At 55.1% G+C, this 26,930-nt stretch carries 19 protein-coding genes; 15 read left to right on the top strand and 4 right to left on the bottom strand.

Annotated elements, in window-relative coordinates; translation table 11 throughout:
- Positions 1-80 precede the first annotated feature (80 nt).
- Positions 81-2,231, top strand: a complete 2,151-nt coding sequence (gene aas / locus AC6I8W_RS16630) for a bifunctional acyl-ACP--phospholipid O-acyltransferase/long-chain-fatty-acid--ACP ligase (RefSeq protein WP_497835887.1) — start codon at positions 81-83, stop codon at positions 2,229-2,231.
- Complete coding sequence (lplT, locus tag AC6I8W_RS16625; protein WP_497835886.1) at positions 2,228-3,418, top strand: lysophospholipid transporter LplT; 1,191 nt, start codon at positions 2,228-2,230, stop codon at positions 3,416-3,418. The genes aas and lplT overlap by 4 nt, the downstream gene beginning before the upstream one ends.
- 142 nt (positions 3,419-3,560) lie before the next feature.
- Here lplT and AC6I8W_RS16620 read toward each other — a convergent pair whose 3' ends face one another.
- From AC6I8W_RS16620 to AC6I8W_RS16610, 3 genes are all read right to left on the bottom strand, one after another.
- Positions 3,561-4,601 (bottom strand): NADP(H)-dependent aldo-keto reductase, encoded by a 1,041-nt coding sequence (locus AC6I8W_RS16620; RefSeq protein ID WP_497835885.1) that lies wholly within the window; start codon positions 4,599-4,601, stop codon positions 3,561-3,563.
- A 143-nt stretch (positions 4,602-4,744) separates the two neighbouring features.
- The gene (locus AC6I8W_RS16615; protein ID WP_480365460.1) at positions 4,745-4,963 is read right to left on the bottom strand and encodes a YgdI/YgdR family lipoprotein; all 219 of its coding nucleotides are present in this window, start codon (positions 4,961-4,963) and stop codon (positions 4,745-4,747) included.
- Between the two features lie 117 nt (positions 4,964-5,080).
- The gene (locus AC6I8W_RS16610) at positions 5,081-5,791 is read right to left on the bottom strand and encodes a TerC family protein (protein WP_497835884.1); all 711 of its coding nucleotides are present in this window, start codon (positions 5,789-5,791) and stop codon (positions 5,081-5,083) included.
- Between the two features lie 375 nt (positions 5,792-6,166).
- Between AC6I8W_RS16610 and AC6I8W_RS16605 the strand changes: the two genes are divergently transcribed.
- Positions 6,167-7,168, top strand: coding sequence for an IS110 family RNA-guided transposase (locus AC6I8W_RS16605; protein ID WP_497835483.1), 1,002 nt, complete (start codon positions 6,167-6,169; stop codon positions 7,166-7,168).
- Positions 7,169-7,176: 8 nt separating this feature from the next.
- Here the strand turns inward: AC6I8W_RS16605 and mutH are convergent, their stop codons facing one another.
- The gene (gene mutH / locus AC6I8W_RS16600) at positions 7,177-7,866 is read right to left on the bottom strand and encodes a DNA mismatch repair endonuclease MutH (protein ID WP_497835883.1); all 690 of its coding nucleotides are present in this window, start codon (positions 7,864-7,866) and stop codon (positions 7,177-7,179) included.
- Between the two features lie 684 nt (positions 7,867-8,550).
- On the opposite strand from mutH, the gene rppH reads away from it, so the two are divergent.
- The 12 genes from rppH to recD all read left to right on the top strand — a co-directional run bounded on the left by rppH (position 8,551) and on the right by recD (position 26,871).
- On the top strand, positions 8,551-9,078 hold the full coding sequence (gene rppH / locus AC6I8W_RS16595) for an RNA pyrophosphohydrolase (RefSeq protein ID WP_497835882.1): 528 nt from the start codon (positions 8,551-8,553) through the stop codon (positions 9,076-9,078).
- Between the two features lie 12 nt (positions 9,079-9,090).
- Positions 9,091-11,337: a phosphoenolpyruvate--protein phosphotransferase gene (ptsP, locus tag AC6I8W_RS16590; protein WP_497835881.1), complete on the top strand. Its 2,247-nt coding sequence runs from the start codon at positions 9,091-9,093 to the stop codon at positions 11,335-11,337.
- A 113-nt stretch (positions 11,338-11,450) separates the two neighbouring features.
- Positions 11,451-12,332, top strand: coding sequence for a prolipoprotein diacylglyceryl transferase (gene lgt / locus AC6I8W_RS16585; RefSeq protein WP_013510281.1), 882 nt, complete (start codon positions 11,451-11,453; stop codon positions 12,330-12,332).
- A complete protein-coding gene (thyA, locus tag AC6I8W_RS16580) occupies positions 12,329-13,123 on the top strand; it encodes a thymidylate synthase (RefSeq protein WP_497835880.1) in 795 nt (264 codons plus the stop codon). Before lgt ends, thyA begins: the two co-directional genes overlap by 4 nt.
- Before the next feature lie 223 nt (positions 13,124-13,346).
- The gene (locus tag AC6I8W_RS16575) at positions 13,347-13,817 is read left to right on the top strand and encodes a prepilin-type N-terminal cleavage/methylation domain-containing protein (RefSeq protein ID WP_497835879.1); all 471 of its coding nucleotides are present in this window, start codon (positions 13,347-13,349) and stop codon (positions 13,815-13,817) included.
- Positions 13,808-14,347, top strand: a complete 540-nt coding sequence (locus AC6I8W_RS16570; protein WP_497835878.1) for a prepilin peptidase-dependent protein — start codon at positions 13,808-13,810, stop codon at positions 14,345-14,347. Before AC6I8W_RS16575 ends, AC6I8W_RS16570 begins: the two co-directional genes overlap by 10 nt.
- Positions 14,344-14,853 (top strand): DUF2509 family protein, encoded by a 510-nt coding sequence (locus AC6I8W_RS16565; RefSeq protein WP_497835877.1) that lies wholly within the window; start codon positions 14,344-14,346, stop codon positions 14,851-14,853. Before AC6I8W_RS16570 ends, AC6I8W_RS16565 begins: the two co-directional genes overlap by 4 nt.
- A complete protein-coding gene (locus tag AC6I8W_RS16560; RefSeq protein ID WP_497838214.1) occupies positions 14,765-15,043 on the top strand; it encodes a prepilin-type N-terminal cleavage/methylation domain-containing protein in 279 nt (92 codons plus the stop codon). Before AC6I8W_RS16565 ends, AC6I8W_RS16560 begins: the two co-directional genes overlap by 89 nt.
- 81 nt (positions 15,044-15,124) lie before the next feature.
- Positions 15,125-18,505 carry an exodeoxyribonuclease V subunit gamma gene (gene recC / locus AC6I8W_RS16555; RefSeq protein ID WP_497835876.1) on the top strand — a complete coding sequence of 1,127 codons (3,381 nt, stop codon included), beginning with the start codon at positions 15,125-15,127 and terminating at the stop codon, positions 18,503-18,505.
- A 106-nt stretch (positions 18,506-18,611) separates the two neighbouring features.
- Positions 18,612-21,509, top strand: coding sequence for a pitrilysin (gene ptrA / locus AC6I8W_RS16550; RefSeq protein WP_497835875.1), 2,898 nt, complete (start codon positions 18,612-18,614; stop codon positions 21,507-21,509).
- Entirely contained in the window at positions 21,506-25,045 is a 3,540-nt protein-coding gene (recB, locus tag AC6I8W_RS16545) for an exodeoxyribonuclease V subunit beta (RefSeq protein WP_497835874.1), read from the top strand. The genes ptrA and recB overlap by 4 nt, the downstream gene beginning before the upstream one ends.
- Entirely contained in the window at positions 25,042-26,871 is a 1,830-nt protein-coding gene (gene recD, locus AC6I8W_RS16540) for an exodeoxyribonuclease V subunit alpha (RefSeq protein ID WP_497835873.1), read from the top strand. Before recB ends, recD begins: the two co-directional genes overlap by 4 nt.
- Positions 26,872-26,930 lie beyond the last annotated feature (59 nt).

Genomic DNA, 26,930 nt, shown 5'->3' with positions numbered 1-26,930 from the left:
ATAAATCGCACCGCTACTTGTCGAAAATCCCTTAATCCTGCATCGTAGGGGCCATTTTTAACGACTGCTAAGGAGCTGGCATGTTATTCACCTGTCTGCGTTTCCTCTGCCGCCTGCTATGGCGCGTCGAGCTGCGCGGTGATCTGACGGTACTGAACAAACCCAAGGTGTTGATCACCCCTAACCACATGTCATTTCTTGATGGCGTGCTGGTGGCACTATTCCTGCCGATCAAACCGGTGTTTGCCGTCTATTCATCGATCAGCGATCAATGGTTTATGCGTATTCTGAAGCCGCTCATCGACTTCGTGCCGCTTGACCCGACCAAACCGATGTCGATTAAACATCTGGTACGCCTGATCAACGAAGGCCGTCCGGTGGTGATTTTTCCGGAAGGGCGTATTACCGTCACCGGTTCGCTGATGAAAATCTACAGTGGTGCCGGGTTTGTGGCCGCGAAATCGGGTGCCACCGTGGTGCCGATGCGTATCGAAGGCGCGGAATACACCGCGTTTGGTCGCCTTGCCGGAGTGTTTAAACGCCGCCTGTTTCCGCGTATTACCCTGAGCATCTTACCTGCCACGGTTATCCCGATGCCGGAAGCTAAACGTGCGCGTGACCGGCGTATTCTGGCTGGCGAGCACTTACATCATGTGATGATGGAAGCGCGTATGGCGGTGCGGCCACGGGAAACGCTGTTTGAGGCGTTCCTCAATGCGCGCACCCGCTACGGCCTGTTTAAGCCGTGCATCGAAGACATCAACTTTAAAACCGACAGCTACACCGGGCTGCTGAAAAAAGCGCTCGGCGTGGGGCGTATTCTCGAACGCTACAGTCGCCAGGGCGAATATGTCGGTCTGCTGCTGCCGAATGCCACCGTGACGGCGGCGGCGATTCTGGGTGCCTCGCTGCGGGGACGTATTCCGGCGATGCTCAACTATACGGCTGGCGTCAATGGCATGCGTGCGGCGCTGACCGCCTCACAGGTGAAAACGGTATTCACTTCGCGCCAGTTCCTCGATAAAGGTAACCTGTGGCATCTGCCTGAAGGCTTGACTGATGTGCAGTGGATCTTCCTTGAAGATCTGCGTTCGACCGTCACCACCAAAGATAAATTGTGGATTCTCAGCCATCTGCTGATGCCGCGCCGTGCGCTGGTGGCGCAAAAGCCAGAAGATGCCGCGATGGTGCTGTTTACCTCCGGTTCAGAAGGCAATCCCAAAGGGGTGGTGCACTCGCATAAAAGCCTGCTGGCGAATGTTGAACAGATTCGTACCGTGGCAGATTTCACCCCGCGCGACCGTTTTATGGCGGCGTTGCCGCTGTTCCATGCTTTCGGTCTTACCGTAGGGCTATTCACCCCGCTGTTGACCGGCGCGCAGGTGTTCCTCTATCCCAGCCCGCTGCATTATCGCGTGGTGCCGGAGTTGGTCTATGACCGCAACTGCACCGTGCTGTTTGGCACGTCAACCTTCCTCGGCAACTACGCACGGTTTGCCAGCCCGTATGATTTTGCCCGTCTGCGTTACGTGGTGGCGGGTGCGGAAAAATTGCAGGAAGGGACGCGCCAAATCTATATGGAGAAATATGGCATCCGTATTCTCGAAGGCTATGGTGTAACCGAATGCGCACCGGTGGTGGCGATTAACGTGCCGATGGCGGCGAAATCGCATACCGTTGGCCGTATTCTGCCGGGGATGGACTCGCGTCTGATTTCGGTGTCGGGTATTGAGCAGGGCGGTCGACTGCAACTGCGTGGACCGAACGTGATGACCGGCTATCTACGTGTGGAAAATCCAGGTGTGCTGGAGCTGCCAGTGGCCGATAACGGTGAAGGCGAAATGGAATCTGGCTGGTATGACACCGGCGATATTGTCAGCTTTGATGAGGGTGGTTTCTGCCAGATTCAGGGACGCGCCAAACGCTTCGCTAAAATTGCCGGAGAAATGGTCTCGCTGGAAATCGTCGAGCAGATTGCGCTGAAAGCCTCGCCGGAAAAACAACATGCCGCCTCCTTACGACCCGATGGCAATCGTGGTGAAGCGCTGGTGCTGTTCACCACCGACAGCTTTCTTGATCGCGAGATGCTGAAAAATGCGGCCCGTGAGCTGGGTGCGCCGGAACTGGCGCTGCCACGCGATATCCGCGTGCTGAAGCCGTTGCCAATACTCGGCAGCGGTAAACCTGACTATGTCAGCCTGAAAAAACTGGCCGAAGAGGAACAGGCATGAGCCAGGCGGTAAACCCGGATACGCCGCTGTTGTCGCGTGGCATGATGGCGGTCATTGTGGCGCAGTTTCTCTCAGCGTTTGGCGACAATGCCCTGTTGTTTGCCACCCTGGCGGTGCTGAAAAACCAGTTCTATCCCGACTGGAGCCAGCCGATTCTGCAAATGTTGTTTGTAGCTACTTACATCCTGCTCGCCCCTTTTGTCGGGCAGATGGCGGATAGCTTTGCCAAAGGCCGCGTGATGATGTTCGCCAACAGCCTGAAGTTGCTGGGGGCGTTGATTATCTGTTTTGGCTTCAACCCATTCCTCGGTTACACCCTGGTGGGCGTTGGGGCGACGGCGTATTCCCCGGCTAAATATGGCATCCTCGGTGAAATCACCCAAGGTGATAAGTTAGTCAAAGCAAACGGACTGATGGAAGGATCGACTATCGCGGCGATTCTGCTGGGTTCGGTCGCGGGCGGTATTCTGGCTGACTGGCACCTGTTGGCAGCACTGGCGGTGTGTGCGCTTACTTACGGTCTGGCGGTTATCGCTAACCTGTTTATCCCGCGTCTGCTGGCGGCACGTCCCGGCCAGAGCTGGCACTTTGGCATGATGTTGCGCAGCTTTACTCAGGCAACTTTGTTGCTGTGGCGAAATGGTGAAACCCGATTCTCATTGATGGGCACCAGCCTGTTCTGGGGCGCAGGGGTAACGCTGCGTTTTTTGCTGGTGCTATGGGTACCCGTAGCGCTGGGTATTAGCGATAACAAAACCCCAACCACGCTGAATGCGATGGTGGCGATTGGTATCGTGATCGGTGCCGCTGCGGCGGCAAAACTGGTGACGCTGCAAACCGTGCGCCGCTGCATGCCTGCCGGGGTATTGATTGGCGTGATGGTGGTGGTGTTTTCCTTGCAACACAGCCTGTTGCACGCCTACCTGATCCTGATGCTGATTGGTGCGCTCGGTGGCTTCTTTGTGGTGCCGCTCAATGCGCTGTTACAGGAACGCGGTAAAGCCACTGTCGGGGCGGGCAATGCGATTGCGGTGCAGAACCTCGGTGAAAACACCGCGATGTTGCTGATGCTGGGCCTGTATACGCTGGCGATTAAGCTGGGTGCACCGGCGGTGGCGACCGGCGTCGGTTTCGGCGCGATATTTGCGTTGGCTATTGCTGTTTTATGGTGGAAAGGGCGGCGCTAGCCGCGATGAGTTAGAACGTGGCGGCGCGATTTATCGCGCATCTTTTGGCCGGGCACATTAAAGGCACGCGATAAATCGCGCCGCTACGGATGATGGTACGTATTGTAGCGGCGCAATTTATTGCGCAATGTCGTGGGGCGTATCAAGGCGCCGGGTAAGTAAACTGACGGTGAATCGCCTCGATCCCTTCCAGCACATCTGCATTCAGCGTCAGATTAAAACTCTCAACATCGGTCTTCAGCTGTTCCAGCGTGGTCGCGCCCAGCAGGGTACTGGCCACGAACGGCTGCTGACGCACATAAGCCAGCGCCATCTGCGAAGGATCGAGATTGTGCTTTTTCGCCAGCTCAACATACGCTGCCACAGCTTGTTGTGACTGCTCGCTGCTGTAGCGGGTAAAGCGGCTGAACAGGGTGTTACGCGCACCAGCTGGCTTTGCTCCGTTGAGATATTTGCCGCTCAAGGTGCCAAACGCCAGGCTGGAGTAGGCCAGCAGCTCCACGCCTTCATGCTGGCTGATTTCCGCCAGACCCACCTCAAAGCTGCGGTTCAGCAGGCTGTAAGGGTTCTGGATGGTTACGATGCGTGGCAGTTCATGCTTCTCTGCCAGTTGCAGATAACGCATCACGCCCCATGCAGTTTCGTTTGAGACGCCGATATAACGAATCTTGCCCGCACGTACTTGCTCGGTTAGTGCTTCCAGCGTTTCCAGCAAGGTGACCGGTACGGTCGATTCCGTGTATTGATAACCCAGCTTGCCAAAGAAATTGGTCTGACGCTGCGGCCAGTGCAACTGATAGAGATCGAGATAGTCGGTATTCAGGCGCTTCAGGCTGGCTTCCAGCGCTTCACGAATATTTTTACGATCCAGCGCCTGGTTAGGACGAATCGAAGCATCTGCGCCGCGAACCGGGCCAGCCACTTTGCTGGCAAGGATGATCTTGTCACGGCTGCCGCGCTTTTTTAGCCAGTTGCCAATATATTGTTCAGTTAATCCCTGCGTTTCCGGGCGCGGCGGCACCGGATACATTTCAGCAGTATCAATCAGGTTGATTCCCTGGCTTACAGCATAATCCAGTTGCACATGCGCATCGGCTTCGCTGTTCTGCTCACCAAACGTCATGGTTCCTAACCCCAGCTGACTCACTTCCAGCGTGCTATGGGGAATACGGTGATAGTGCATTGCCGGCTTCCTTTTTTCATTATGGAATGGAATGTTGTGTCCTGTGGGACTATAGCGCGTGAAACGGCGCGGAAGGAAGGGGGGAAAGTTCGGGAAATCGCCTGCACAGCTGGAAAAATACCGCAGGCGATGAAATTTGGCACTTAACGCTCAATGATGGTTGAGACCTCGTCACCATTGATTTGCATCTGATGGCCTTTTTCGTCGGTGTATTGCACCAGGCCAGTATCTTTATCAATTGCCGGTTTGCCTTCCGTCATAATCATGCGGCCATCTTTGGTCGCCATCACGTAATCACTGCTGCAACCACTTAAAACCAACGTCGCCAGCACTAACCCCATTACACTTACCAACCCTTTCATTCGCTACTCCCTTACACAGCATCAACAGCAAAAGTGTAGTAATAAATGTTTTTGATGGTGGAGGTAATCGCATGATTCTTAAAATCAGTGGGCGAGCATAACTCGCCCTTGACTTTGTCAGGCCGCGCCTTTCTTGCTGCGCATCAGGTTGAGGCACTCCACTGCCATCGAGAAGAACATGGCAAAATAAATGTAACCTTTTGGTACATGGACGCCAAAACTCTCCAGAATCAGGGTAAAGCCCACCAGAATCAGAAACGCCAGGGCCAGCATTTTCACGGAAGGATGACGGTCAACAAACTCGCCAATGGTCCGCGCGGCAAACATCATCATCAGCACTGCAATCACCACCGCCATCATCATGATGATCAAATGATCCGACAGGCCGATGGCGGTAATCACCGAATCGAGGCTGAAAATAATGTCCAGCAACATAATCTGCACGATGGCCCCGAAGAACGAATGCACGTTGGTTTTATGTTCTTCTTCACCACCTTCAATCGTTTCATGGATCTCCATGCTCGATTTCCACAGCAAAAACAAGCCACCGAACAACAGGATCAAATCACGGGCCGAGAAGGCGTGATCCATCAGTGAAAACAGTGGATTGGTCAGACGGGCGACCCAGGCAATCGAAGCCAGTAAGCCGAGGCGCATTAACATGGCACCCATCAGACCCAGGCGTCGAGCGCTTTGTTGTTGATGTTTTGGGAGTTTAGCGACAACCAGAGAAAGGAAAATAATGTTATCAATGCCCAGAACCACTTCCAGTATGGTTAACGTTCCCAGTGCCAGCCAGGCATTGGGATCTGCAATCCAGTCAAACATGTGTAGATTCAATCCTAAACGAATGTTAAACGGCGATTATACACGATATCGTTAATGTGCCCGTAGCGGCGCGATTTATCGTGCTGTTTTTCGGCAAAACCCGCGCGATTAATCGCGCCGCTTGTATGTTTGGAGGGTCAGATTATGATTTCCCTGAAATCAGTTCTGATAACCGGGAAGCCGTGCGCCGCTGGAAGCAGCTTTTACAGTGACTTCGTACGTAGAGTGGCTCCCGCCTCCTTGTTCAGGCCGAAGAGTACCAGGAAGCTTTCTCTCGCGAGACTGACTTCGCATTACAAGGCAGGCTGAACAATCTCAGATGACGAGGTCGGGAACCGGTTAACAGTTTACGCTATTTTGCCTTCCGGAGGCCACATGACCTGTTTTGCCGGGATCGATATTTCTGCCAGAACCTTTACCTTTGCCGTACGCGTTAACGGTAAAACAACGCTGGTTTCTGAGCTTAATCAGACACCTGAGGACTATCAGGCTTTTGCGAAAAAGCTGATATCGCTGTCCCCCGAACGCATCGTTATGGAAGCAACCGGTGTCTACCATTTTGACCTTGCGGTGGCTCTTGTCCGTGCCGGGCTGCCCGTCTGCGTCATTAATCCCGCCAGTTATCACCACTATGCCGCCATGCGCCTGAACGCTGCCAAAACTGACGCCCGTGATGCGGTACTGCTGGCTGAATATGGAGAAAGCATGAGGCCTGCACTCTGGCAGGCTCCGGATGATGACTGCATGGCGTTGCGCGATATCGCCCGCATGATGACGCGAGCCGTTCAGTCCCGGACACGTTCAAAAAACCGTCTTCATGCGCTGGAAACCCGCGCCGGAACTGCCGATGTCCTGCTGGAGCTGGAAGAAGAAGACGTGGAATATTACAGCCGTAAGGTAGAGAAGCTGCACGCGCTGGCGCTGAAAATCATCGCGAAAAATAGCGCCCTGAAAGCGGCGTTCATGTGCCTGTGTTCAGCCAAAGGCGTCGGAGAGACAACGGCCATTACTGTACTGGGCGAGCTGAGCCTGCTGCCCCGGGATATGAAGGCAAATCAGGTAAGCCGTCATGCGGGCCTGCATGTGAGGCAGAGCCAGTCGGGCAGCAGCGTGAACCGTCCGGGACGTCTGGGTAAAGCGGGCAACGGTCATCTGCGTAGGGCGCTGTATATGGCCGCGCTGAGTGCTGCGCAGCATGAACCCCGCGCCGCGATGTTTTATCAGGGGCTGATAAAAAGAGGTAAGAAGAAAATCCAGGCGATATGCGCAGTAATGCGGAAATACCTGACCGGCTTATGGAGCTGTATAAAGCACGGTCAGGATTTTGATTCAGCGAGACTTTTTAGTACCAAGCATCGGGAAAGTGTTGATGCTTAACAGAGTATCTACGTCAGCAAAAAATGACGTGCCAGCAGCGGTCCGGTGAAACTCTTCTTGAGATAAAAGCCGCGCGGAAGCGTCATGATAGATTCACCGTGTTCACCGATGGCTTCCGTCAGCGCTTTGCTGTTTGCCGCTTTTGGACGGATTTGCAGCCAGTCACCATGACGGGCGGTGATACGTTCAACCTGACCCAACACAATCATATCCATCAACTCTTCCCAATCTTCACGGAGTTGTTGCTCTTCTTCGGCATTGGGTTGCCACAACAACGGCGAGCCGACGCGACGTTCTGCCAACGGCAAGGCGCGATCGCCTTCAACCGGAATCCACAAAACCCGTGCCAGTTTATGGCGTACGTGGCTGGTTTCCCAGGTGACGCCGCTGTTACCGGTGAGCGGTGCAACGCAAACGAAGGTGGTTTCCAGCGGTTTTCCCTGAGCATCGACCGGAATAGTCTTCAGCTCAATACCGAGGTGGGCGAAATCCTGCTCCGCTTTACTGCCCGCGCTGGCACCGAGATGCAGCTCCAGCAGCATACCCACCCAGCCCTTATCGCGTTTCAGATTGGCAGGCATCGGCAGGTTGAGCTGGGTAGCCAACTCGGCAAACGTCTGGCCCGCCAGTTGCTGTGCACGTTGCAGTAATTCTGCTTCGCTTTGCGGTGTTGTAGGGGGGAAAGCAGGGAAACTCATGGCTTTGCTCGTGTTGGTTAAATAACAGACAGCAGGGCGTTGGAAAGGTTGTCCACATAGCACAACCGCGTATCCCGCAGATAATAGCATGATTCAGCGCGCTTTTTTATTTACCCCTGTTCAGCCTTTGCCGAAGCGGCAGAGGGTTATCCCGGTTTGTTATCGACAATAAACAGGATCTTAAACCCAGTTATCCACAGAAAGATGGGATAACCTCCACTTTCACCTACCCCTGTTTCCATTTACAGCCTTGACTTTAGCGATTTGTTGGCTTTTTTTCCCATTTTTGACCAGGTTTAGGGCATTCTCTGTGGATAAAAACGACGGAGGTCGATCTTTAACCAGTTCCGTCGGGACGTGTCAGGCAAAGCTCGGATTTCTGCGTATGAATCTGAGATTTCTTATTTTATCTTTTTGAATTTATTTATTTTTATCAAAGGGTGGTACTGTTGGGGTAAGACTTTTCTTAAGTGGTTATTCATTTAATTCCCGTGTTCTACACAAAGCTATCCACAGAAAAGGTGAATAAGATCGCCTGGAAAACCCTGTCGCTGTTTATAACTTGGCTAAACTCTGTGAGTTATCCTGTCATTGTTCCGTCATCTCCCCTGATATCCAGTGGTTTACCGCCTGTAAGGAGTGTGAAACAATCAGACTATTCAAATTTAGCTTTGAGGTAGTCCAGTGATCGATGATGATGGCTACCGCCCGAATGTTGGTATCGTAATCTGTAACAGGCAGGGACAAGTGTTATGGGCCAGGCGCTTTGGACAGCACTCCTGGCAATTTCCTCAGGGAGGCATCAATCCCGGTGAAACCGCAGAACAGGCGATGTATCGCGAACTGTTTGAAGAAGTGGGTTTGCACCGTAAAGATGTTCGAATACTTGCTTCAACCCGTAACTGGTTACGTTACAAATTGCCAAAACGTTTGGTGCGTTGGGATACAAAGCCGGTATGTATCGGCCAGAAACAAAAGTGGTTTCTTCTGCAGTTGATGTGTAGTGACGCGGATATCAATGTGCAACACAGCAGCACGCCAGAGTTCGACGGTTGGCGCTGGGTCAGCTTCTGGTATCCGGTGCGTCAGGTTGTCTCCTTCAAACGTGATGTTTACCGCCGCGTAATGAAGGAATTCGCTGGCGTGGTGATGTCTATGCAGGAGAGTGCGGGGCAGCGCAATGCGACAGCCCATCGACGTAAAAGAGGATAGGCCACGCCCTTTATGCTCACTCAGTTGCGCGAAATAGTTGAAAAAGTGGCGAGTGCGCCGCGTCTGAATGAAGCACTCGACCTACTGGTAAACGAGATTTGCCTTGCGATGGAGACCGAGGTTTGCTCGGTCTATCTTGCCGATCACGATCGTCGTTGCTACTACCTGATGGCGACGCGCGGGCTGAAAAAACCGCGTGGCCGTACGGTCACGCTGGCATTTGACGAGGGCATCGTCGGGCTGGTTGGCCGTCTGGCCGAGCCAATTAACCTCGCCGATGCGCAGAGCCATCCCAGCTTCAAATACATCCCTTCGGTTAAAGAGGAGCGTTATCGCTCCTTCCTTGGCGTGCCGATTATCAGCCGTCGCCAGTTACTGGGTGTGCTGGTGGTACAGCAGCGCGAACATCGTCAGTTTGACGAAAGCGAAGAATCCTTTCTGGTCACGCTGGCGACGCAAATGGCTGCCCTGCTGTCCCAATCGCAGTTGGGGCAACTTTTCGGCCAGTTTCGCCAGTCACGCGTAAAAGCGATTGCCGCAGCGCCCGGTGTGGCCGTTGCCCCTGGTTGGGTTGATGAAACCCAGCCGCTGCTCGATCAGGTCTCTGCCGCCAGTACGCTGGATATTCAGCGCGAGCGCGATCGTCTGGCGGTCGCCATGAGTGAGGCTGCCAATGAATTCCGCCGTTTCAGTAAACGTTTCACCGCCAGTGTGCAGAAAGAGAGTGCGGCGATCTTCGATCTCTATTCGCACCTGCTCACTGATGCCCGGCTGAAAAAAGATCTGTTTGCTGAGATCGAACGGGGATCGGTGGCGGAATGGGCGGTCAAAACGGTGATCGAGAAGTTTGCCGCGCAATTTGCCAGCTTGCAGGATCAATATCTGCGCGAGCGCGCTGGTGATCTGCGCGTGCTGGGCCAGCGTCTGCTGTTCCATCTCGACGACACCCTGGTCGGCACCAATGCCTGGCCAGAACGTTTCGTGCTGGTGGCTGATGAATTGACTGCGACCACCCTGGCGGAGCTGCCACATGAGCGGCTGGCGGGGGTGGTGGTGCGTGATGGCGCAGCCAACTCCCATGCGGCGATCCTGACACGTGCCATGGGTATCCCGACGGTGATGGGTGCGGATATTTTGCCTGCCCAGCTCAACAAACGTTTGCTGATTGTCGATGGCTATCGCGGTGAGCTGTTGATCGATCCTGAACCGGTGCTGGTGCAGGAGTACCAAAGGCTGATCAGCGAAGAGAACGCGCTGAGTAAAATGGCCGAAGATGTGGTTGAGCAGCCCGGCGAGCTGAAAAGCGGTGAACGCGTGCAGGTGATGCTGAATGCGGGTCTCAGCCCGGAACATGAACAGGCGCTCGATAGCTGGGTCGATGGGATTGGCCTGTATCGCACCGAAATTCCCTTTATGCTGCAAAATGGCTTCCCGTCTGAAGAGGAGCAGGTGGCGCAATATCAGGGCATGTTGCAGCTGTTCCATAACAAGCCAGTCACGTTGCGCACCCTGGATATCGGTGCGGATAAGCAACTGCCGTATATGCCGATCAGCGAAGAGAACCCCAGCCTCGGCTGGCGCGGAATCCGTTTAACGCTGGATCAGCCGGAGATCTTTCTGGTGCAGGTCCGCGCCATGCTGCGTGCTAACGCGGCGTCCGGCAATCTCAACATTTTGTTGCCGATGATCAGCCATATCGACGAGATCGAAGAGGCGCGCCGCCTGATTGATCGCGCCGGACGCGAAGTGGAGGAGATGCTGGGTTACATCATCCCCAAGCCGCGTCTTGGCGTGATGATCGAGGTGCCGTCGATGCTGTTTATGATCCCTCATCTGGCAGATCGCATCGATTTCGTCTCTGTCGGCACCAACGATCTGACCCAGTACCTGCTGGCGGTGGATCGTAACAATACCCGTGTTGCGAACCTCTATGATCCGTTGCATCCGGCAATGCTGCGTGCGTTGCAATTGATTGCCCAGGAAGCCCACAAGGCCAAGCTTGAGCTATGTCTGTGTGGTGAAATGGCTGGCGATCCGATGTGTGTCGCGCTGCTGGTGGGGTTGGGCTATCACCACCTCAGCATGAACGGTAAAAACATTCCGCGCGTCAAATATCTGCTGCGTCACCTCGACAAAGAGGAAGCGCAGAAGCTCAGCGAGCTGGGCGTGGCGGCACACACCGTTGCGGAAGTCCGTCATCAGGTTTCGGCGTTTATGGAACGACGTGGCCTGGGCGGATTGATCCGTGGTGGTCGTTAAGGTTTACATTTCTGCGGCATATGTATGAAAACCCGCTGTGCTATGATGCGCAGCTTTGATTGTCTTGCCCTTGGCCACACCCGTTTTCAGGGCAGAAAATTTCATGGTGAAAGATGACTAACGGCTATATCGCTTTTCCCCAATTTGACCCGGTGATTTTTTCCGTCGGGCCGATTTCGCTCCACTGGTACGGTTTGATGTACCTGGTGGGCTTTGTGTTCGCTATGTGGCTGGCAGTGCGTCGCGCCAATAAGCCAGGCAGCGGCTGGAAAAAAGAGGAAGTGGAAAACCTGTTGTATGCCGGTTTCCTCGGCGTTTTCCTCGGCGGCCGTATTGGTTATGTGCTGTTCTATAACCTGCCGCTGTTCCTTGAGAATCCGCTCTATCTGTTTAAAGTATGGGATGGTGGCATGTCATTCCACGGCGGCCTGATTGGCGTGATCGTGGTGATGTTGATTTTTGCCCGTCGCACTAAACGCACCTTCTTCCAGGTCTCTGATTTTATTGCACCGTTGATCCCGTTTGGTCTGGGGGCGGGTCGCCTGGGTAACTTTATCAATGGTGAATTGTGGGGCCGGGTGGCACCCGATTTTAAATTCGCCATGCTGTTCCCGGGTTCGCGCAGTGAAGACGTTGCCCTGGCCGTGAACAACCCACAGTATCAGTCGCTGCTGAACACCTACGGCGTCCTGCCACGGCATCCGTCGCAGCTGTATGAACTGATGTTGGAAGGTGTGGTGCTGTTTATCATCCTCAATCTGTTTATTCGCAAACCGCGCCCGATGGGTAGCGTATCGGGTCTGTTCCTGATCGGTTATGGCGCATTCCGTATTATTGTTGAATTCTTCCGTCAGCCGGACGCACAGCTGGGTCTGTTCGACGGCGGCATCAGCATGGGGCAGATTCTCTCGACGCCTATGATTCTGGCTGGCGTGATTATGATGATCTGGGCGTATCGTCGTCACCCACAGCAACAACCCCGTGAGGTAAAATGAAACAGTATCTGGATCTGATGCAACATGTGCTGAATGAAGGCGCAGAAAAGGCTGACCGTACCGGCACCGGCACGCTTTCCATTTTTGGCCACCAGATGCGTTTCAATTTGCAGGATGGTTTCCCGCTGGTCACCACCAAGAAGTGCCATCTGCGCTCGATCATCCATGAGCTGCTGTGGTTCCTGCAAGGTGACACCAATATCGGTTATCTGAAGGATAACAAAGTCACCATCTGGGATGAGTGGGCGGATGAAAACGGCGATCTCGGTCCGGTATATGGCAAGCAGTGGCGTAGCTGGGGCAGCGCTAATGGCGAACAAATCGACCAGATTAGCCGGGTGATTGAGCAGTTGAAACGTGACCCGGATTCACGCCGTATCATTGTGTCGGCGTGGAACGTGGGTGAACTGGACCAGATGGCGCTGGCACCTTGCCACGCGTTCTTCCAGTTCTATGTGGCGAACGGTAAACTCTCTTGTCAGCTGTATCAGCGTTCGTGTGATATCTTCCTGGGTCTGCCATTCAACATCGCCAGCTACGCGTTGCTGGTGCATATGGTGGCGCAGCAGTGCGATCTGGAAGTGGGTGATTTTGTCTGGACCGGTGGTGATACCCATCTGTACAGCAACCATCTGGAGCAGGCGCACCTGCAACTGACCCGTGAACCGCGTCCACTGCCGAAGCTGGTCATCAAACGTAAACCCGCCTCCATCTTTGACTACCAGTTCGAAGATTTCGAGATTGAAGGTTACGATCCGCACCCGGCCATCAAAGCCCCGGTAGCGATCTAATACCACGTTCTCTGTAACGTAACGGCGCGATTTATCGCGCCGTTTTTTTTGCGCCTCGGCACAAAGACGCGCGATAAAATTTTTCCGGCCCCCATGACTTTTCCAGATCTATCTCGCAAAATCCTGTAACCCGCTGTATTTTCGCCTTATTCCCTGAGCGATCTTTTCCAGAATCCATCTCCCCGCCTTGAGCCAATCACGCCGATCACGCAGTCTGGCAGCCATGAACAGAAACAATGAAAACGGCTTCACCTTGCCGGAACTGTTGGTGGTGATGGTGATTGTAGGTGTGCTGAGTTTGGGCATGATGCAGGGATGGCAACGCTGGCAACAGCAGCAACAACTGCGGGAAAGCGTACTGCAACTCCAGGGCTTTTTGTTGCGGCTGCGTGCCCATGCCAGCTGGCAAAACACCGAGGCTGGCTTGTGGTTGCTGCCCGGTGTATCAGGCTGTATCGGCAGTGGACCGCGCCCGCCAGAGGGATGTCAGGCAACTTCCCGTTGGATATATGCCCCACCTCATGCCGGTGTGCGGCTGGTCGGTATTATCGGAGAACCGGGTTTCTATGGCCGTCGAGATGTGGCTCGGGCTGGCAGTATTGATCTTGAAAACAGTGCCGGGCGCTGGCGAGTGATCATTTCAGCGCGTGCACGCATTCGTGCCTGCCAGCCGGGAGATAAGGGATGCGAATAGGCCAGGCGGGATTTAGCCTGCTGGAAATGCTGATGGCAATGGCAGTCGGGGCGGTGTTGATGCTGAGCGCTGGGCGATTTTTACCGCTGCTGTTGGCAGAAAATCTGCGCTTACAACAGCGGGTGCAGTTGCAGCAGGAGCTACAACAAATCACCCAGACGCTGCAAAAAGCGCTACGGCGGGCGGGCTACTGCAACGGGGAATGCAGTGGCCCGGCACTGACACTCCGGGAAAACGGCAGCTGTGTCTTGTTGCGCTGGGATGAAAACAGCAATGGCCGCTGGGAGGGTGTCGGCCATAGCGACAGCGAACTCTATGGCTACCGGCTGCGTGGTGGTCAGCTTGAAATGCAACGCGGCGTGGATGACTGCAATGGCAGTGGCTGGGAACGTTTAACCGACCCTGAGTTTATGACTGTGGAACAGTTCAACGTTGAACGCGAGGCGAGACGTTTGATTGTGCAGCTGGCAGGAAAAGCAGGCGAACAATCGGCCAGGCTGGAGAGTTGGATGACGGGAGAAAATCTGTGAATCAGGCGGGCAGTAGCACGCTGGGTATGGTGCTGATGGTGTTGCTGATGGGCGGCCTCACGTTACATGCCACACGTACCCGGCTGGCGCAGGATTTGGTGCTGGTGGCGGATGAACAGTTCTACCATCAAGACTTCTGGCAGGCTGCGGGCGCGTTGCAATGGGGTATGGTGCAAAGCTGGCCGGATACTCAAGGCTGGCAATGCGTGGATTGGGCGGCAGAACAGTGGCGTAGCTGCCTGTTGCGGCTGGAGGGGGATAATGGGTTATTACAGGGAAGAGGGGCGGGACGGGAGCTGGCGCTATGGCATTGGGTATCAACTCAGGGCAACCAGGTCAAACCCAGGCCACAGGGCTGGATCGACTACTGCCCGCTGTCCGACGCCGGATTATGTCAGGGGGCAACAGGGGTTCAGTCTGGCGGAAACCCTGGTCGCGATGCTGCTGCTGGCAATGAGCATCAGCGCGTTGCTGCACTATCATCGGGTATTGACGCTGAGTTTTAGCCAACAATGGCAACAGCGTCAGGCGTGGCAGGTGGCAGGGCAGGCGCTGCTGGGGCGCGATGTGCCTGGCTGGCAGATTCAGCGTCAGCAGCAACTTCAGCCCGGTAACTGCATACTGCATCGGGTGAACGTAAGTGGTCCGCAGCAGCGTCAAGCGTCACTGACGCGGCTGGATTGTGTTTCCCCCTGATTGTGTCCTGGCGATAGGCATCCCCGACGATACAGGGTAGAGTGACCGGGCTGCACCGTTTTTAATTTATCAGGAGTCTTCATGTTCCGGGTTTACCACTCCAATCAACTTGACCTGTTAAAAGATCTGGCGGTCACGTTGATTAAATCAGAACCCCTTACGGACCCTCTCGCGGCTGAACAAGTACTGGTACAAAGCCCCGGAATGGCGCAATGGCTGCAAATGGAACTGGCGCAGAGCTTTGGCATTGCGGCAAACATCGATTTTCCGCTACCAGCCACCTTTATCTGGAACATGTTTGTGCAGGTGTTGCCGGATATCCCTCAGGAAAGTGCCTTCACGAAAGCCAGTATGAGCTGGAAACTGATGCATCGGCTGCCTGCCTTACTGGAGCAAGAAGCGTTTCAGTCGTTGCGTCATTACCTGCATGACGACGATGATAAGCGCAAGCTGTATCAGCTCAGCACGCGCGTTGCAGACCTGTTTGACCAATATCTGGTGTATCGCTCGGATTGGCTGAATAGCTGGGAACGTGGCGATCTTATTGAAGGCTTAGGTGATACGCAGCAGTGGCAGGCGGCATTATGGCGCGACCTGGTCAGCTTTACTGAAAGCCTTGGCCAGCCACTCTGGCACCGTGCCAATTTGTACGCGCGTTTTATCCGGACGCTGGAACAGGCAGATAGTCCGCCGCCAGGTCTACCGCAGCGCGTGTTTATCTGCGGTATTTCAGCACTGCCGCCAGTCTATTTACAGGCGCTGGAGGCGTTGGGGCGCCACATCGATATTCATCTGCTGTTCACCAATCCCTGTCGTCATTACTGGGGCGATATTCAGGATTACGCATTTCTGGCGAAACTCCAGAGCCGCCAGCGTCGCCGGTTGCATTCAGATGAGCAGCAACCGCTGTTTCGCGATCCTGCTGTGGCCCAGGCGCTGTTTAATGACGCCGGTGAACAACAGTTAACCAATCCGCTGTTGGCTTCTTGGGGCAAGTTAGGGCGCGATAATCTGTTTCTGCTCAGTCAGATGGAAGCGGCCGCTAACGATATTGATGCCTTTGTGGAGATGCCCACGGATACCTTGTTGCATGCATTGCAGGCGGATTTACTTAACCTGGAAGACAATGCGGTGATTGGCGTCAATGCGGGGGAACTGGCGGATAGCCACGGCAAGCGTTTGCTGGACCCGCAGGACCATTCGCTGACCATTCAGGTGTGCCATAGCGCCCAGCGTGAAGTGGAGATCTTACAGGATCATTTGTTGGCGCTGATGGAGGCCGATCCCGACCTGAAGCCGCGCGATATCATCGTGATGGTGGCAGATATCGACAGTTATGCGCCGTTTATCCAGGCGGTGTTCGCCAGCGCGCCTTCTGCACGCTATTTGCCGTTTGCTATCTCTGATCGCCGTGCCAGTCAGGCGCATCCGGCGATTCTGGCGCTTCTGAGCCTGCTTGCATTACCGGACAGCCGTTTTGCCTCGGAAGAGGTGCTGGCATTGCTGGAAGTTCCGGCGCTGGCGCAGCGTTTCTCGGTGGATGAAAGCGGGTTACGCCTGTTGCGCCGCTGGGTGGTGGAGTCAGGGATTCGCTGGGGGCTGGATGATGCCAGCGTTGAGGCACTGGAACTTCCAGTCACCGGACAGCACACCTGGCGCTTCGGCCTGCAACGTATGTTGCTCGGTTATGCGCTGGAGAGCCGCAACGGTGACTGGCAGGGCATCCTGCCTTACGACGAATCCACCGGGTTGATTGCTGAGCTGGCTGGGTATCTGGCGGAGTTACTGGCAAAGTTGGATGCATGGCGCACGCGGTTGGCACAGGAACGCACCCTTAATGACTGGCTACCGCTATGCCGTGAATTGATCGAGAGTTTTTTCCAGGGGGATAGCGAAAGCGAAGCGGCGTTGATGCTGGTGGAAACCCAATGGAAGCAGATTATCGAGCAGGGTATGTATGCCTCTTATCAACAGGCGATCCCGGTGACGTTACTGCGTGATGAATTACGCTCGCGACTCGATCAGCAACGAATCAGTCAGCGATTCCTTGCAGGGCCGGTTAATTTCTGTACGCTGATGCCGATGCGTTCGATCCCGTTTAAGGTGGTGTGTTTACTGGGCATGAATGATGGCGTCTACCCGCGCACCCTGGCACCACTGGGTTTTGACCTGATGCAGCAACAGATGCGTAAAGGCGATCGTAGCCGCCGTGATGATGACCGTTATCTGTTCCTTGAAGCGATAATTTCCGCGCAGCAACAGCTATACATCAGTTACATCGGGCGTGCCATTCAGGACAACACGGAGCGCTATCCTTCGGTGCTGGTCACAGAGCTGGTGGATTATCTCGGTCAGAGCTTTTGCCTGCCAGGCGACGAAACCTGTGAGCCGGATATTAGCGAGCAGCGCGTGCGGGAACACTTGCAGATCCTGCACAGTCGTATGCCATTTGCCGCAGAAAACTATCTGCCAGGACGTCACGGGCAAAGCTTTGCCGCAGAGTGGTTGCCTGCTGCCGCAGGACAGGGGGAAGCACAATCTGATTTTATCCAGCCCCTGGATGCGTTGCCACTTACCACCTTATCGCTGGAACAACTGCTGCGTTTCTGGCGTCACCCGGTGCGAGCCTGGTTCCAGCAGCGGCTGGGCGTGGCTTTCTGGATGGAAGAGAGTGAATTGCCCGACAGCGAACCCTTCGCTCCTGACAGTCTCGAACGTTATCAGATTAACGCGCAGCTGCTGAATACCCTGGTGGCGGGTGATGATCCGACACAGTTGTATACCCGTCATCGCGCGGCCGGTAACCTGCCTTATGGTGCTTTTGGGGAACTTTTCTGGCAAAGCCAGACCGAAGAGATGCAGGAAGTGGCTGCTGAAGTCAGTGGACAACGCCAGGCGGCAGAAAGCTGGGAAGTTGATCTGCGTCTTGGCGATGTGCAGTTGACCGGCTGGCTTACCCAGGTGCAAGCTGATGGACTGCTGCGTTGGCGTCCGGGCGTACTCAATATGAATGATGGTTTACTGCTGTGGCTGGAGCATCTGGTGTATTGCGCGCTGGGAGGCAGCGGCGCAAGCCGCATGTATGGGCGTAAACAGAGCCGCTGGCATTTCAGCGCACTGCCCGGTGAGCAGGCGCTGAGTTTGTTGCAGGAGTATGTTGCCGGGTATCAGGCGGGGCTAACGCAGCCACTGATGCTGTTGAATAAATCAGGCGGAGCCTGGCTGGAAGCTAGTTTTGATAGCAAAACCGGCCAGTTACTGGATGACGAGGCGACGCAGAACAAAGCGCGTAGTCGGTTGTTACAGGCCTGGCAGGGTGGTTTTCAACTGGAAGGCGAGGGCAGCGATCCCTACCTCCAGCGTCTGAGTCGCGTGCTTGATGACGCGGCATTACAGGCAATCACTGATGCGGCACGACGCTGGTATTTGCCGGTGCGTCTGGCACATCAGGATGATGAATAGCGATCGGGTGACGGTGTGACAGGATGTCGTCCTCACCACTATAAAAAAGTCTTTTTTTGACCGCCAGGTGCACAGCCAGCGGTAAAGGGTAACGTAAGGGGTTTAAATGCGGATTTACGCACGCTGGATAGCGGCGCTGCTGCTGAGTGTCACGGCACTGTTTGCTGTGGCTGATGAGCAACGTGGCTGGCAGCCAGTCAATGAAACCATTCGTAAAAGCGATCACGATCCACGCGCCTATCAGGCGATAATGCTGACAAACGGTATGACCGTATTGCTGGTCTCCGATCCCGCCGCACCGAAGTCGCTGGCAGCTCTGACCTTACCGATAGGATCTCTCGACGATCCTAATCAGCAATTGGGGCTGGCACACTACCTTGAACATATGGTGCTAATGGGGTCGAAACGCTATCCGCAGCCGGATAACCTCGCAGAATTCCTGAAAAAGCATGGCGGTAGCCACAATGCCAGCACCGCGTCTTATCGCACGGCATTTTATCTGGAAGTGGAAAATGATGCACTGCAACCGGCGGTAGATCGTCTGGCTGATGCCATTGCCGAGCCGTTGCTGGATCCGGTAAACGTCGATCGTGAACGCCATGCAGTGAATGCGGAACTGACGATGGCGCGCTCGCGCGATGGGTTGCGCATGGCGCAGGTGGGGGCGGAGACCCTCAACCCGGCACATCCTGGCGCACGTTTCTCTGGCGGTAACCTCGATACGCTGAAGGACAAACCCGATAGCAAGTTGCACCAGGCACTGCTCGATTTCTATCACAGCCATTACTCGGCTAACCTGATGAAAGCAGTGATTTACAGCAACAAACCTTTACCCGAAATGGCGGATATTGCGGCGAAAACCTTTGGTCGCGTCGCCAATCATCAGGCTAAAGTCCCGGATATCACTGTACCGGTGGTGACCGATGCACAAAAAGGCATCATCATTCATTACGTGCCAGCCCAGCCGCGCAAGCAACTGAAAATTGAGTTCCGCATTGCCAACAATAGCGACCGCTTTCGAAGCAAAACGGATACGTTGATCAGTTACCTGCTAGGAAATCGTAGCAAAAACACCCTGAATGACTGGCTGCAACGGCAGGGACTGGCGGATGGTGTTAACGCCGGGGCCGATCCGATGACCGAACGTACCAGCGGCGTGTTTGCCATTACCGTGTCTCTGACCGACAAAGGCCTGGCGCAGCGTGATGAGGTGGTGGCGGCAATCTTCAGTTACCTCGATATGTTGCGCAATAAAGGCATCGATAAAGCCTATTTCGATGAAGTTTCCCATGTGCTGGCGCTGGATTTCCGTTATCCCTCCATCACCCGTGATATGGATTACATCGAATGGTTGGTTGATACTATGTTGCGCGTGCCTATCGAGCATGCGCTGGATGCGCCATACCTGGCCGATGATTATGATCCAGCGGCTATTAAAGCGCGTCTGGCGGAGATGACACCGCAAAATGCACGTATCTGGTACATCAGTCCGCAGGAGCCGCATAACAAAGAAGCCTACTTTGTTAATGCGCCTTATCAGGTGGATAAAATCAGCGATGCCCAGTTCAGTGACTGGCAGCAGCGTGCGGCTGATATCCAGCTGTCGCTGCCGACGCTTAACCCTTATATCCCGTCAGATTTCTCGATCATGCCGTCCGATGGTAAAACCTATACCCATCCGGTGGCGCTGACCACGGGCGACAGCATGCGCATTTTCTGGATGCCGAGCCAGTTCTACGCCAGCGAACCTAAAGCCGCCATTACCCTGGCGCTGCGTAATAAAGCGGCGATCAGTGATGCACAGCAACAAGTGTTGTTTGGCCTGAATGATTATCTCTCCAGTCTGGCGTTGGATCAGCTGAACTCACAGGCATCAGTCGGGGGTATCAGTTTCTCCACCGGGGAAAATGATGGGCTGGAATTCAACGCCAGCGGCTTTACCCAGCGTTTGCCGGAGCTGTTGAAAAAGCTGGTGGAAGGCTATGCCACCTTTACACCGACAGAGCAGCAACTGGAGCAGGCTAAATCCTGGTATCTCGATCAACTGGAATCCGCCGACAAAGGCAAAGCCTTTGAGTTGGCGATTCAGCCAATGCAGATGCTGTCGCAGCTGCCTTATACCCAGCGAGAAGTCCGTCGTAAGCTGGTGAAGGACATTACCCTGAAACAGGTAACCGACTACCGTGATGCGCTGATCCACCATGCCACGCCAGAGATGATCGTGGTAGGCAACCTTCCGGCCGACCGGGTTAAACAGTTGGGTGAAGACCTGAAGCAGCAGTTGCAGAGTGATGGTCATAGCTACTGGCACAGTAACTATGTGGCGATTGAGAAACCGGTCAAAGCCAATCTGCAGAAAGCGGGCAGCAGCACCGATTCGGCGCTGGCCGCTCTCTATGTGCCGCTGGGTTACAGCGAATATCAAAGCATGGCAAACAGCTCCATGCTGAGCCAAATCGTACAGCCGTGGTTCTACAACCAACTGCGCACCGTAGAGCAACTGGGCTATGCGGTATTTGCGTTCCAGATGCCGGTCGGTCGTCAGTGGGGCATTGGTTTCCTGCTGCAAAGCAACAGCAAACAACCCGCTTTCCTGCTGCAACGCTTCCAGGCTTTCTATCCACAGGCTGAGCAGCGTTTGCGCAGCATGAAGCCGGAGGAGTTTGCGCAGTATCAACAGGCGATGATTAACGATCTGCAACAACGCCCGCAAACGCTGGACGAGGAAGCTAATCGCTATAATCGTGATTTCAACCGGCAGAATTTTGCCTTTGATACCCGTGAAAAAGTCATTGCCCAAATTCAGCAGCTGACCCCGGCGAGTCTGGCCGATTTCTTCCAGCAGGCGGTGCTGGCGCAGCAGGGTATGGCAATGATTTCGCAAATCGATGGCAGCCACGACGGCACAGTGAAAGATGATTATGCCAAACTTCCTGACTGGACCACCTGGCAGGAGGTTTCCCAGTTGCAACAATCGCTGCCGGTTAAGAGTGACGCCCAATGAGTCTGCGCCCGGAATCGCTCAATCCGCTAACGTTGCCGTTGCGTGGCGAGCGATTAATTGAGGCATCCGCAGGCACCGGGAAAACCTTCACCATCGGTCTGCTTTATCTGCGCTTGTTGCTCGGGCTAGGGGGAGAGCGGGCTTATACTCGCCCGCTCTCGGTAGAAGAGATCCTGGTTGTGACCTTCACCGAAGCCGCGACGGCTGAATTACGCGGGCGTATTCGTGCAAATATCCACGAATTGCGACTGGCCTGTATTCGTGGCCACAGCAGCAATCCGATGCTGGCGCATCTGCTGATGGAGATTCCGCAACCGGCAGATGCCGCTTCCCTGCTACTGGCAGCGGAACGGCAGATGGACGAAGCGGCGATTTTCACCATTCACGGTTTTTGTCAGCGCATGCTCAACCTCAATGCGTTTGAATCGGGCATGTTGTTTGAACAGCAATTGATTGAAGACGAACAACAACTGCAGAAACAGGCCACCGCCGATTTTTGGCGACGCCACTGTTATCCCCTGACGCTGGACGTGGCACGAGCCATCGTGGCGGAATGGAGTGGTCCGGAGCAATTGCTGGCCACCCTGCGCCCCTGGCTACAGGGCGAAACGCCCACCTTACAATCCCCTCCGGCAGTTGGGGAAACGCTGGCAGCGCGTCATGCGCAGAACCTGGCGCGTATTGCGGATATCAAGGCGCGTTGGGCTGCGGTGGGTGACGACATTGTTAGCCTCATCAGCGATTCCGGTGTCGATAAGCGCAGCTACAGCAGTAAAAATCTCCCCATATGGGTGAGTAAAGTGTCGCTGTGGGCGCAAAGTGAGACGCGTGACTATCAGGTGCCGCCTGAACTGGCGCGTTTTGGCCAACAGGTGCTGGATGAGAAAACCAAAAAAGGTGCAGCGCCGCATCATGCATTGTTTGCCGCGATTGACCTCTTCCTGGCGCAGCCAATTTCGCTGCGCGATCTGGTCATCGCCCGAGCGCTAACCGAAGTTCGGGCGGCGGTGCGTAAAGAAAAGCGCCTGCATGCGTTGCTCGGTTTTGATGACCTGCTGAGTCGTCTGGATGAAGCGCTGCAACAACCCGGAGGCGCGCAACTGGCGCAGGCCATCCGTCAGCGTTTTCCGGTGGCGCTGATTGATGAATTTCAGGATACCGACCCGCTGCAATATCGTATTTTCAGCACGCTGTACGTTCATCAGCCTGAGCACGCGTTGTTGTTGATCGGCGATCCCAAACAGGCCATTTATGCTTTCCGCGGGGCGGATATTTTTACCTATATCCGCGCCCGTAATGATGTGAACGCCCACTATACGCTCGACACCAACTGGCGCTCGTCACCGCCAATGGTGACCAGCGTCAATCAGTTGTTTTCGCGGCTCGACGCGCCGTTCCTGTTTGCTGATATTCCTTTCCTGGCGGTTAACTTTGCAGCACCAAATCAGGCGCTGACGCTCAATCTCGATCAACAACCGCAAGCGGCGCTGCGCTTCTGGCTACAGCCCGGTGAAGGGTGCAGCGTGGGTGATTACCAGCAGTTGATGGCGCAGCAGTGCGCGGCAGATATCAGCCGCTGGTTGCAGGCAGGCCAGGAACAGCGTGCTTTGCTGGGAAAAGCCACGGCATTGCGACCGGTTCAGGCATCCGACATTACCGTACTGGTACGTAGCCGCAACGAAGCAAATCTTATCCGTGAAGCACTGAATCAACTGGCAATCCCGTCAGTGTATCTATCGAACCGCGACAGCGTATATACCACACCGGAAGCGCGTGAGTTGTTGTGGCTGCTGCAGGCGGTACTGGCACCTGAGCAGGAACGTATGTTGCGTACCGCGCTGGCAACGTCATTGTTTGCCTTTGATGCGGCGCAACTGGATGCACTCGATCAGGATGAACGCGGTTGGGATCAACTGGTGGATACCTTTGCCCGCTGGCAACTGGTGTGGCAGCAACGCGGCGTGCTACCTATGCTACGTGAGATGATGCTGGAGCGTCAGCTGGCGGAAAATCTACTGGCATCCGAAAATGGTGAGCGACGTCTGACCGATCTGTTGCACCTGGGTGAATTGTTGCAGGAAGCGGCCAGTCAGCTCGACAGTCCTCATGCTCTGGTACGTCATCTGGCGCAGCAGATTGCCCGCCCGGACAGCCAGGCGGCCAGCCAGCAGTTGCGTCTGGAGAGCGATCGCCATTTGGTGCAGATCGTCACCATCCATAAATCGAAAGGATTGCAGTACCCATTGGTGTGGCTGCCGTTTGCTGCCGGTTTCCGTGAGGCGGATACTGCGCTGTATCACGACCGGGAAAACTTCGGTGCGGTGCTCGATCTGCAAAACGATGAAGCCAGCCTGGCGCTGGCGGAGCAGGAGCGTCTGGCGGAAGATTTACGCCTGTTATATGTAGCGCTGACGCGTTCGGTGTATCACTGTAGCGTCGGCGTAGCCCCGCTGTTTCGCGGCACGCGTAAGAAAGAGGGGGCCAGTGACCTGCATAAAAGCGCACTCGGTTATCTGCTGCAACGCGGTGAAGCGGCAACCGCTTCGCAGTTGGCGGCGTTGTTGGCGGAGATGAACGCGGACGGTACTGAAGTGGTACTCGCCAGTGAATCTGACGCCATGCGCTGGCAGGCACAGACTATCAGTGAAGAGACCTTAAGCGCACGTGAAGTGACACGTATGTTGGCTGAACCCTGGCGCGTCACCAGCTATTCAGGTTTACAACAACACGGCAGCAGCCGTTTGCTGGAAGTGATGCCGGGGTTTGATGTGGATGCATCCGGTGATGAACCGGGTGATCCACAGCTTTCCGCGTTAACACCCCACCATTTCCCGCGTGGTGCCGCACCGGGCACTTTTCTGCACGAACTCTTTGAGTCGCTGGATTTCACTCAGTCACCAACGGAAGAAGCGCTGGCGCAGCATCTACAACAGAATGGCTATCCGCTGCACTGGCAACCGATGTTGAGTGACTGGATTGCCAGGGTGGTGAGTACTCCGCTCGATGCTCGGGGTATTCATTTGGCAGAGGTTCAGCCCCGGGACCGGCTGGTGGAGATGGCATTTTTTCTGCCGATTGAAGGGGTGTTGCAGGCCGAAAAAATGGATGCGCTGGTAAAAAAACATGACGTCTTATCCCGCAGGGCCCCACCTCTTGATTTCCGTCAGGTACAGGGCATGCTAAAAGGCTTTATCGATTTGGTGTTCCGCTGGCAGGGTAAATATTATCTGCTGGATTATAAATCCAACTGGCTGGGTGACAGCCATGAGGCCTACACGCCGCAGGCGATGGAACAGGCAATGATCGACCACCGCTACGATTTGCAGTATCAGCTGTATAGTCTGGCGTTGCACCGTTATCTGCGCCACCGCCTGGCGGATTACGATTATGAGCAGCATTTTGGCGGTGTGTTCTATCTGTTTTTACGCGGAATGGATGGTAGCTCACCTGTTAACGGCGTGTTCCATACCCGGCCATCTCACGCATTCATTACGCAATTGGATGACCTGTTTCGCGGCGAAGGAGCGACATCATGAGTAGCATGACCGCGCTGCTGTCTCAGGCGATGGCGTTGCGTTTGCTGCGCCCTCTGGATATCCAGTTTGCCTGCCTGTTAGCTGATGACCATCAACCGGCACGCTTGCTGGCGGCGGCCTGCCTCAGCGCGGAAGCCGGTGAAGGCCACGTTTGCTTACCGTTATCACAGCTGACGCTTGAGGGATTATTTAATGGTCGCCATCCTGAATTGGCTCAGGCTATTTGGCAGGCTGCGGGTGTCCCCCAGGACTGGCAGGCGGTGTTTCATGACTGGCACGCGCTCAGTGATGGCGCGCAGGCTACCCCCATCATCCTGAACCAGCAACGGCTCTATCTGCATCGGTTATGGCAGAACGAAGGGCAGGTCGCAGGCTTTTTCCGCACCGATGTGGCACCGAGGCAATTCGCGCCAGAAAGCGTGCGTGAGGTACTCGACCAGCTGTTTGGTATGCAACCGGAGGACTGGCAGAAGATCGCCGCAGCGGTGGCATTGACGCAGAAAACGGCGGTGATTTCTGGTGGACCTGGCACTGGTAAAACCACCACAGTGGCAAAACTGCTGGCAGCGCTCATTCGACTGAGCAACGATCCACTGCGCATTCAACTGGCTGCACCGACCGGTAAAGCCGCTGCGCGCCTGACCGAGTCTCTTGGTAAAGCGCTCCGGCAACTTGACGTCAGCGACGAAGAACGACTCAGCTTTCCGACAGAAGCCACCACTCTGCATCGCCTGCTGGGTGCTCAGCCAGAAACGCAGCGTCTGCGCTATCACGCTGGTAATCCCTTGCATCTGGATGTGCTGGTGGTGGATGAAGCTTCAATGGTTGATCTTGGCATGATGGCGAATCTGATCGCCGCGCTGCCGCCGCAGGCACGGGTAATCTTCCTTGGCGATCGTGATCAACTGGCATCAGTAGAAGCGGGGGCGGTGCTGGGTGATATCTGTCGCTGTAGCGAAGCCGGTTACAGCCCGGCACGGGCGGCGCTGTTGAGCCAACTCACTGGCTGTATGGTGACGGGCAGGGAGGATGCTAACGCGCCGCTGGTGCGTGATGCGATCTGTCTGCTACGCAAAAGTTACCGCTTTGACGCCCAATCAGGTATTGGTCAGCTGGCGGCAGCGGTCAATCAGGGCGATGCCGTTGCGGTTGAGCGCGTGTTTGGGGCAGGTTTTAGCGATATCTCGCGCCAGTCATTGAACGATGCGGAGGCGTATCAGGCGATGCTGACACAGGTGGCAGAGGGATACCGACCTTACCTGCACCAGGTTGCCGCACGAGCCGACCCGGCCACGATTATTCATGCCTTTGGTCGTTACCAACTGCTGTGTGCGTTACGTGAAGGCCCTTTTGGCGTGCAGGGGCTGAATCAACGTATTGAACAAAAACTGATTCAGTTGCAACTTATCCGTCGTCCGACCGGTGGCAGCCGCTGGTATCAGGGCCGACCGGTGATGGTGACGCGTAACGACAGCGCTCTGGGGCTGTTTAATGGTGACATTGGGATTACCTTATTAGACGAGGAAGGGCTGCTGAAAGTCTTTTTCCCATTACCGGATGGCACCATCAAAGCCGTGCAGCCCAGCCGCTTACCGGCACATGACACGGCTTGGGTGATGACAGTGCATAAATCTCAGGGTTCGGAGTTTGATCATACCGCGCTGGTCATTCCGGCGCAGTTTTTACCCGTGCTGACCCGTGAACTGATTTATACCGCTATTACGCGTGCGCGCCATCAACTGACGTTGTATAGCGATGAAGGGGTGTTTCGTCGTGCGGTGCAGCTACGTACGCAGCGCAGAAGCGGGTTGCTGGAGAGATTGTAGCGGCACGATTTATCGCGCGGGTTTTTATCGACATCGCGCACGACATTACGCGATGAATC

The organism is Pantoea sp. X-Soil-TKNS-1211 (genome assembly GCF_059730495.1).
Note: the sequence above shows the minus strand (reverse complement) of the source record. Positions and strands in the feature narration are given on the sequence as shown.

Bases quoted from the DNA above. Each gene is read 5' to 3' on its own strand.
- aas (WP_497835887.1), top strand. From the start codon at position 81: ATGTTATTCACCTGTCTGCGTTTCCTCTGCCGCCTGCTATGGCGCGTC.
- lplT (WP_497835886.1), top strand. From the start codon at position 2,228: ATGAGCCAGGCGGTAAACCCGGATACGCCGCTGTTGTCGCGTGGCATG.
- AC6I8W_RS16620 (WP_497835885.1), bottom strand. From the start codon at position 4,601: ATGCACTATCACCGTATTCCCCATAGCACGCTGGAAGTGAGTCAGCTG.
- AC6I8W_RS16615 (WP_480365460.1), bottom strand. From the start codon at position 4,963: ATGAAAGGGTTGGTAAGTGTAATGGGGTTAGTGCTGGCGACGTTGGTT.
- AC6I8W_RS16610 (WP_497835884.1), bottom strand. From the start codon at position 5,791: ATGTTTGACTGGATTGCAGATCCCAATGCCTGGCTGGCACTGGGAACG.
- AC6I8W_RS16605 (WP_497835483.1), top strand. From the start codon at position 6,167: ATGACCTGTTTTGCCGGGATCGATATTTCTGCCAGAACCTTTACCTTT.
- mutH (WP_497835883.1), bottom strand. From the start codon at position 7,866: ATGAGTTTCCCTGCTTTCCCCCCTACAACACCGCAAAGCGAAGCAGAA.
- ptsP (WP_497835881.1), top strand. From the start codon at position 9,091: ATGCTCACTCAGTTGCGCGAAATAGTTGAAAAAGTGGCGAGTGCGCCG.
- lgt (WP_013510281.1), top strand. From the start codon at position 11,451: ATGACTAACGGCTATATCGCTTTTCCCCAATTTGACCCGGTGATTTTT.
- thyA (WP_497835880.1), top strand. From the start codon at position 12,329: ATGAAACAGTATCTGGATCTGATGCAACATGTGCTGAATGAAGGCGCA.
- AC6I8W_RS16575 (WP_497835879.1), top strand. From the start codon at position 13,347: ATGAACAGAAACAATGAAAACGGCTTCACCTTGCCGGAACTGTTGGTG.
- AC6I8W_RS16570 (WP_497835878.1), top strand. From the start codon at position 13,808: ATGCGAATAGGCCAGGCGGGATTTAGCCTGCTGGAAATGCTGATGGCA.
- recC (WP_497835876.1), top strand. From the start codon at position 15,125: ATGTTCCGGGTTTACCACTCCAATCAACTTGACCTGTTAAAAGATCTG.
- ptrA (WP_497835875.1), top strand. From the start codon at position 18,612: ATGCGGATTTACGCACGCTGGATAGCGGCGCTGCTGCTGAGTGTCACG.
- recB (WP_497835874.1), top strand. From the start codon at position 21,506: ATGAGTCTGCGCCCGGAATCGCTCAATCCGCTAACGTTGCCGTTGCGT.
- recD (WP_497835873.1), top strand. From the start codon at position 25,042: ATGAGTAGCATGACCGCGCTGCTGTCTCAGGCGATGGCGTTGCGTTTG.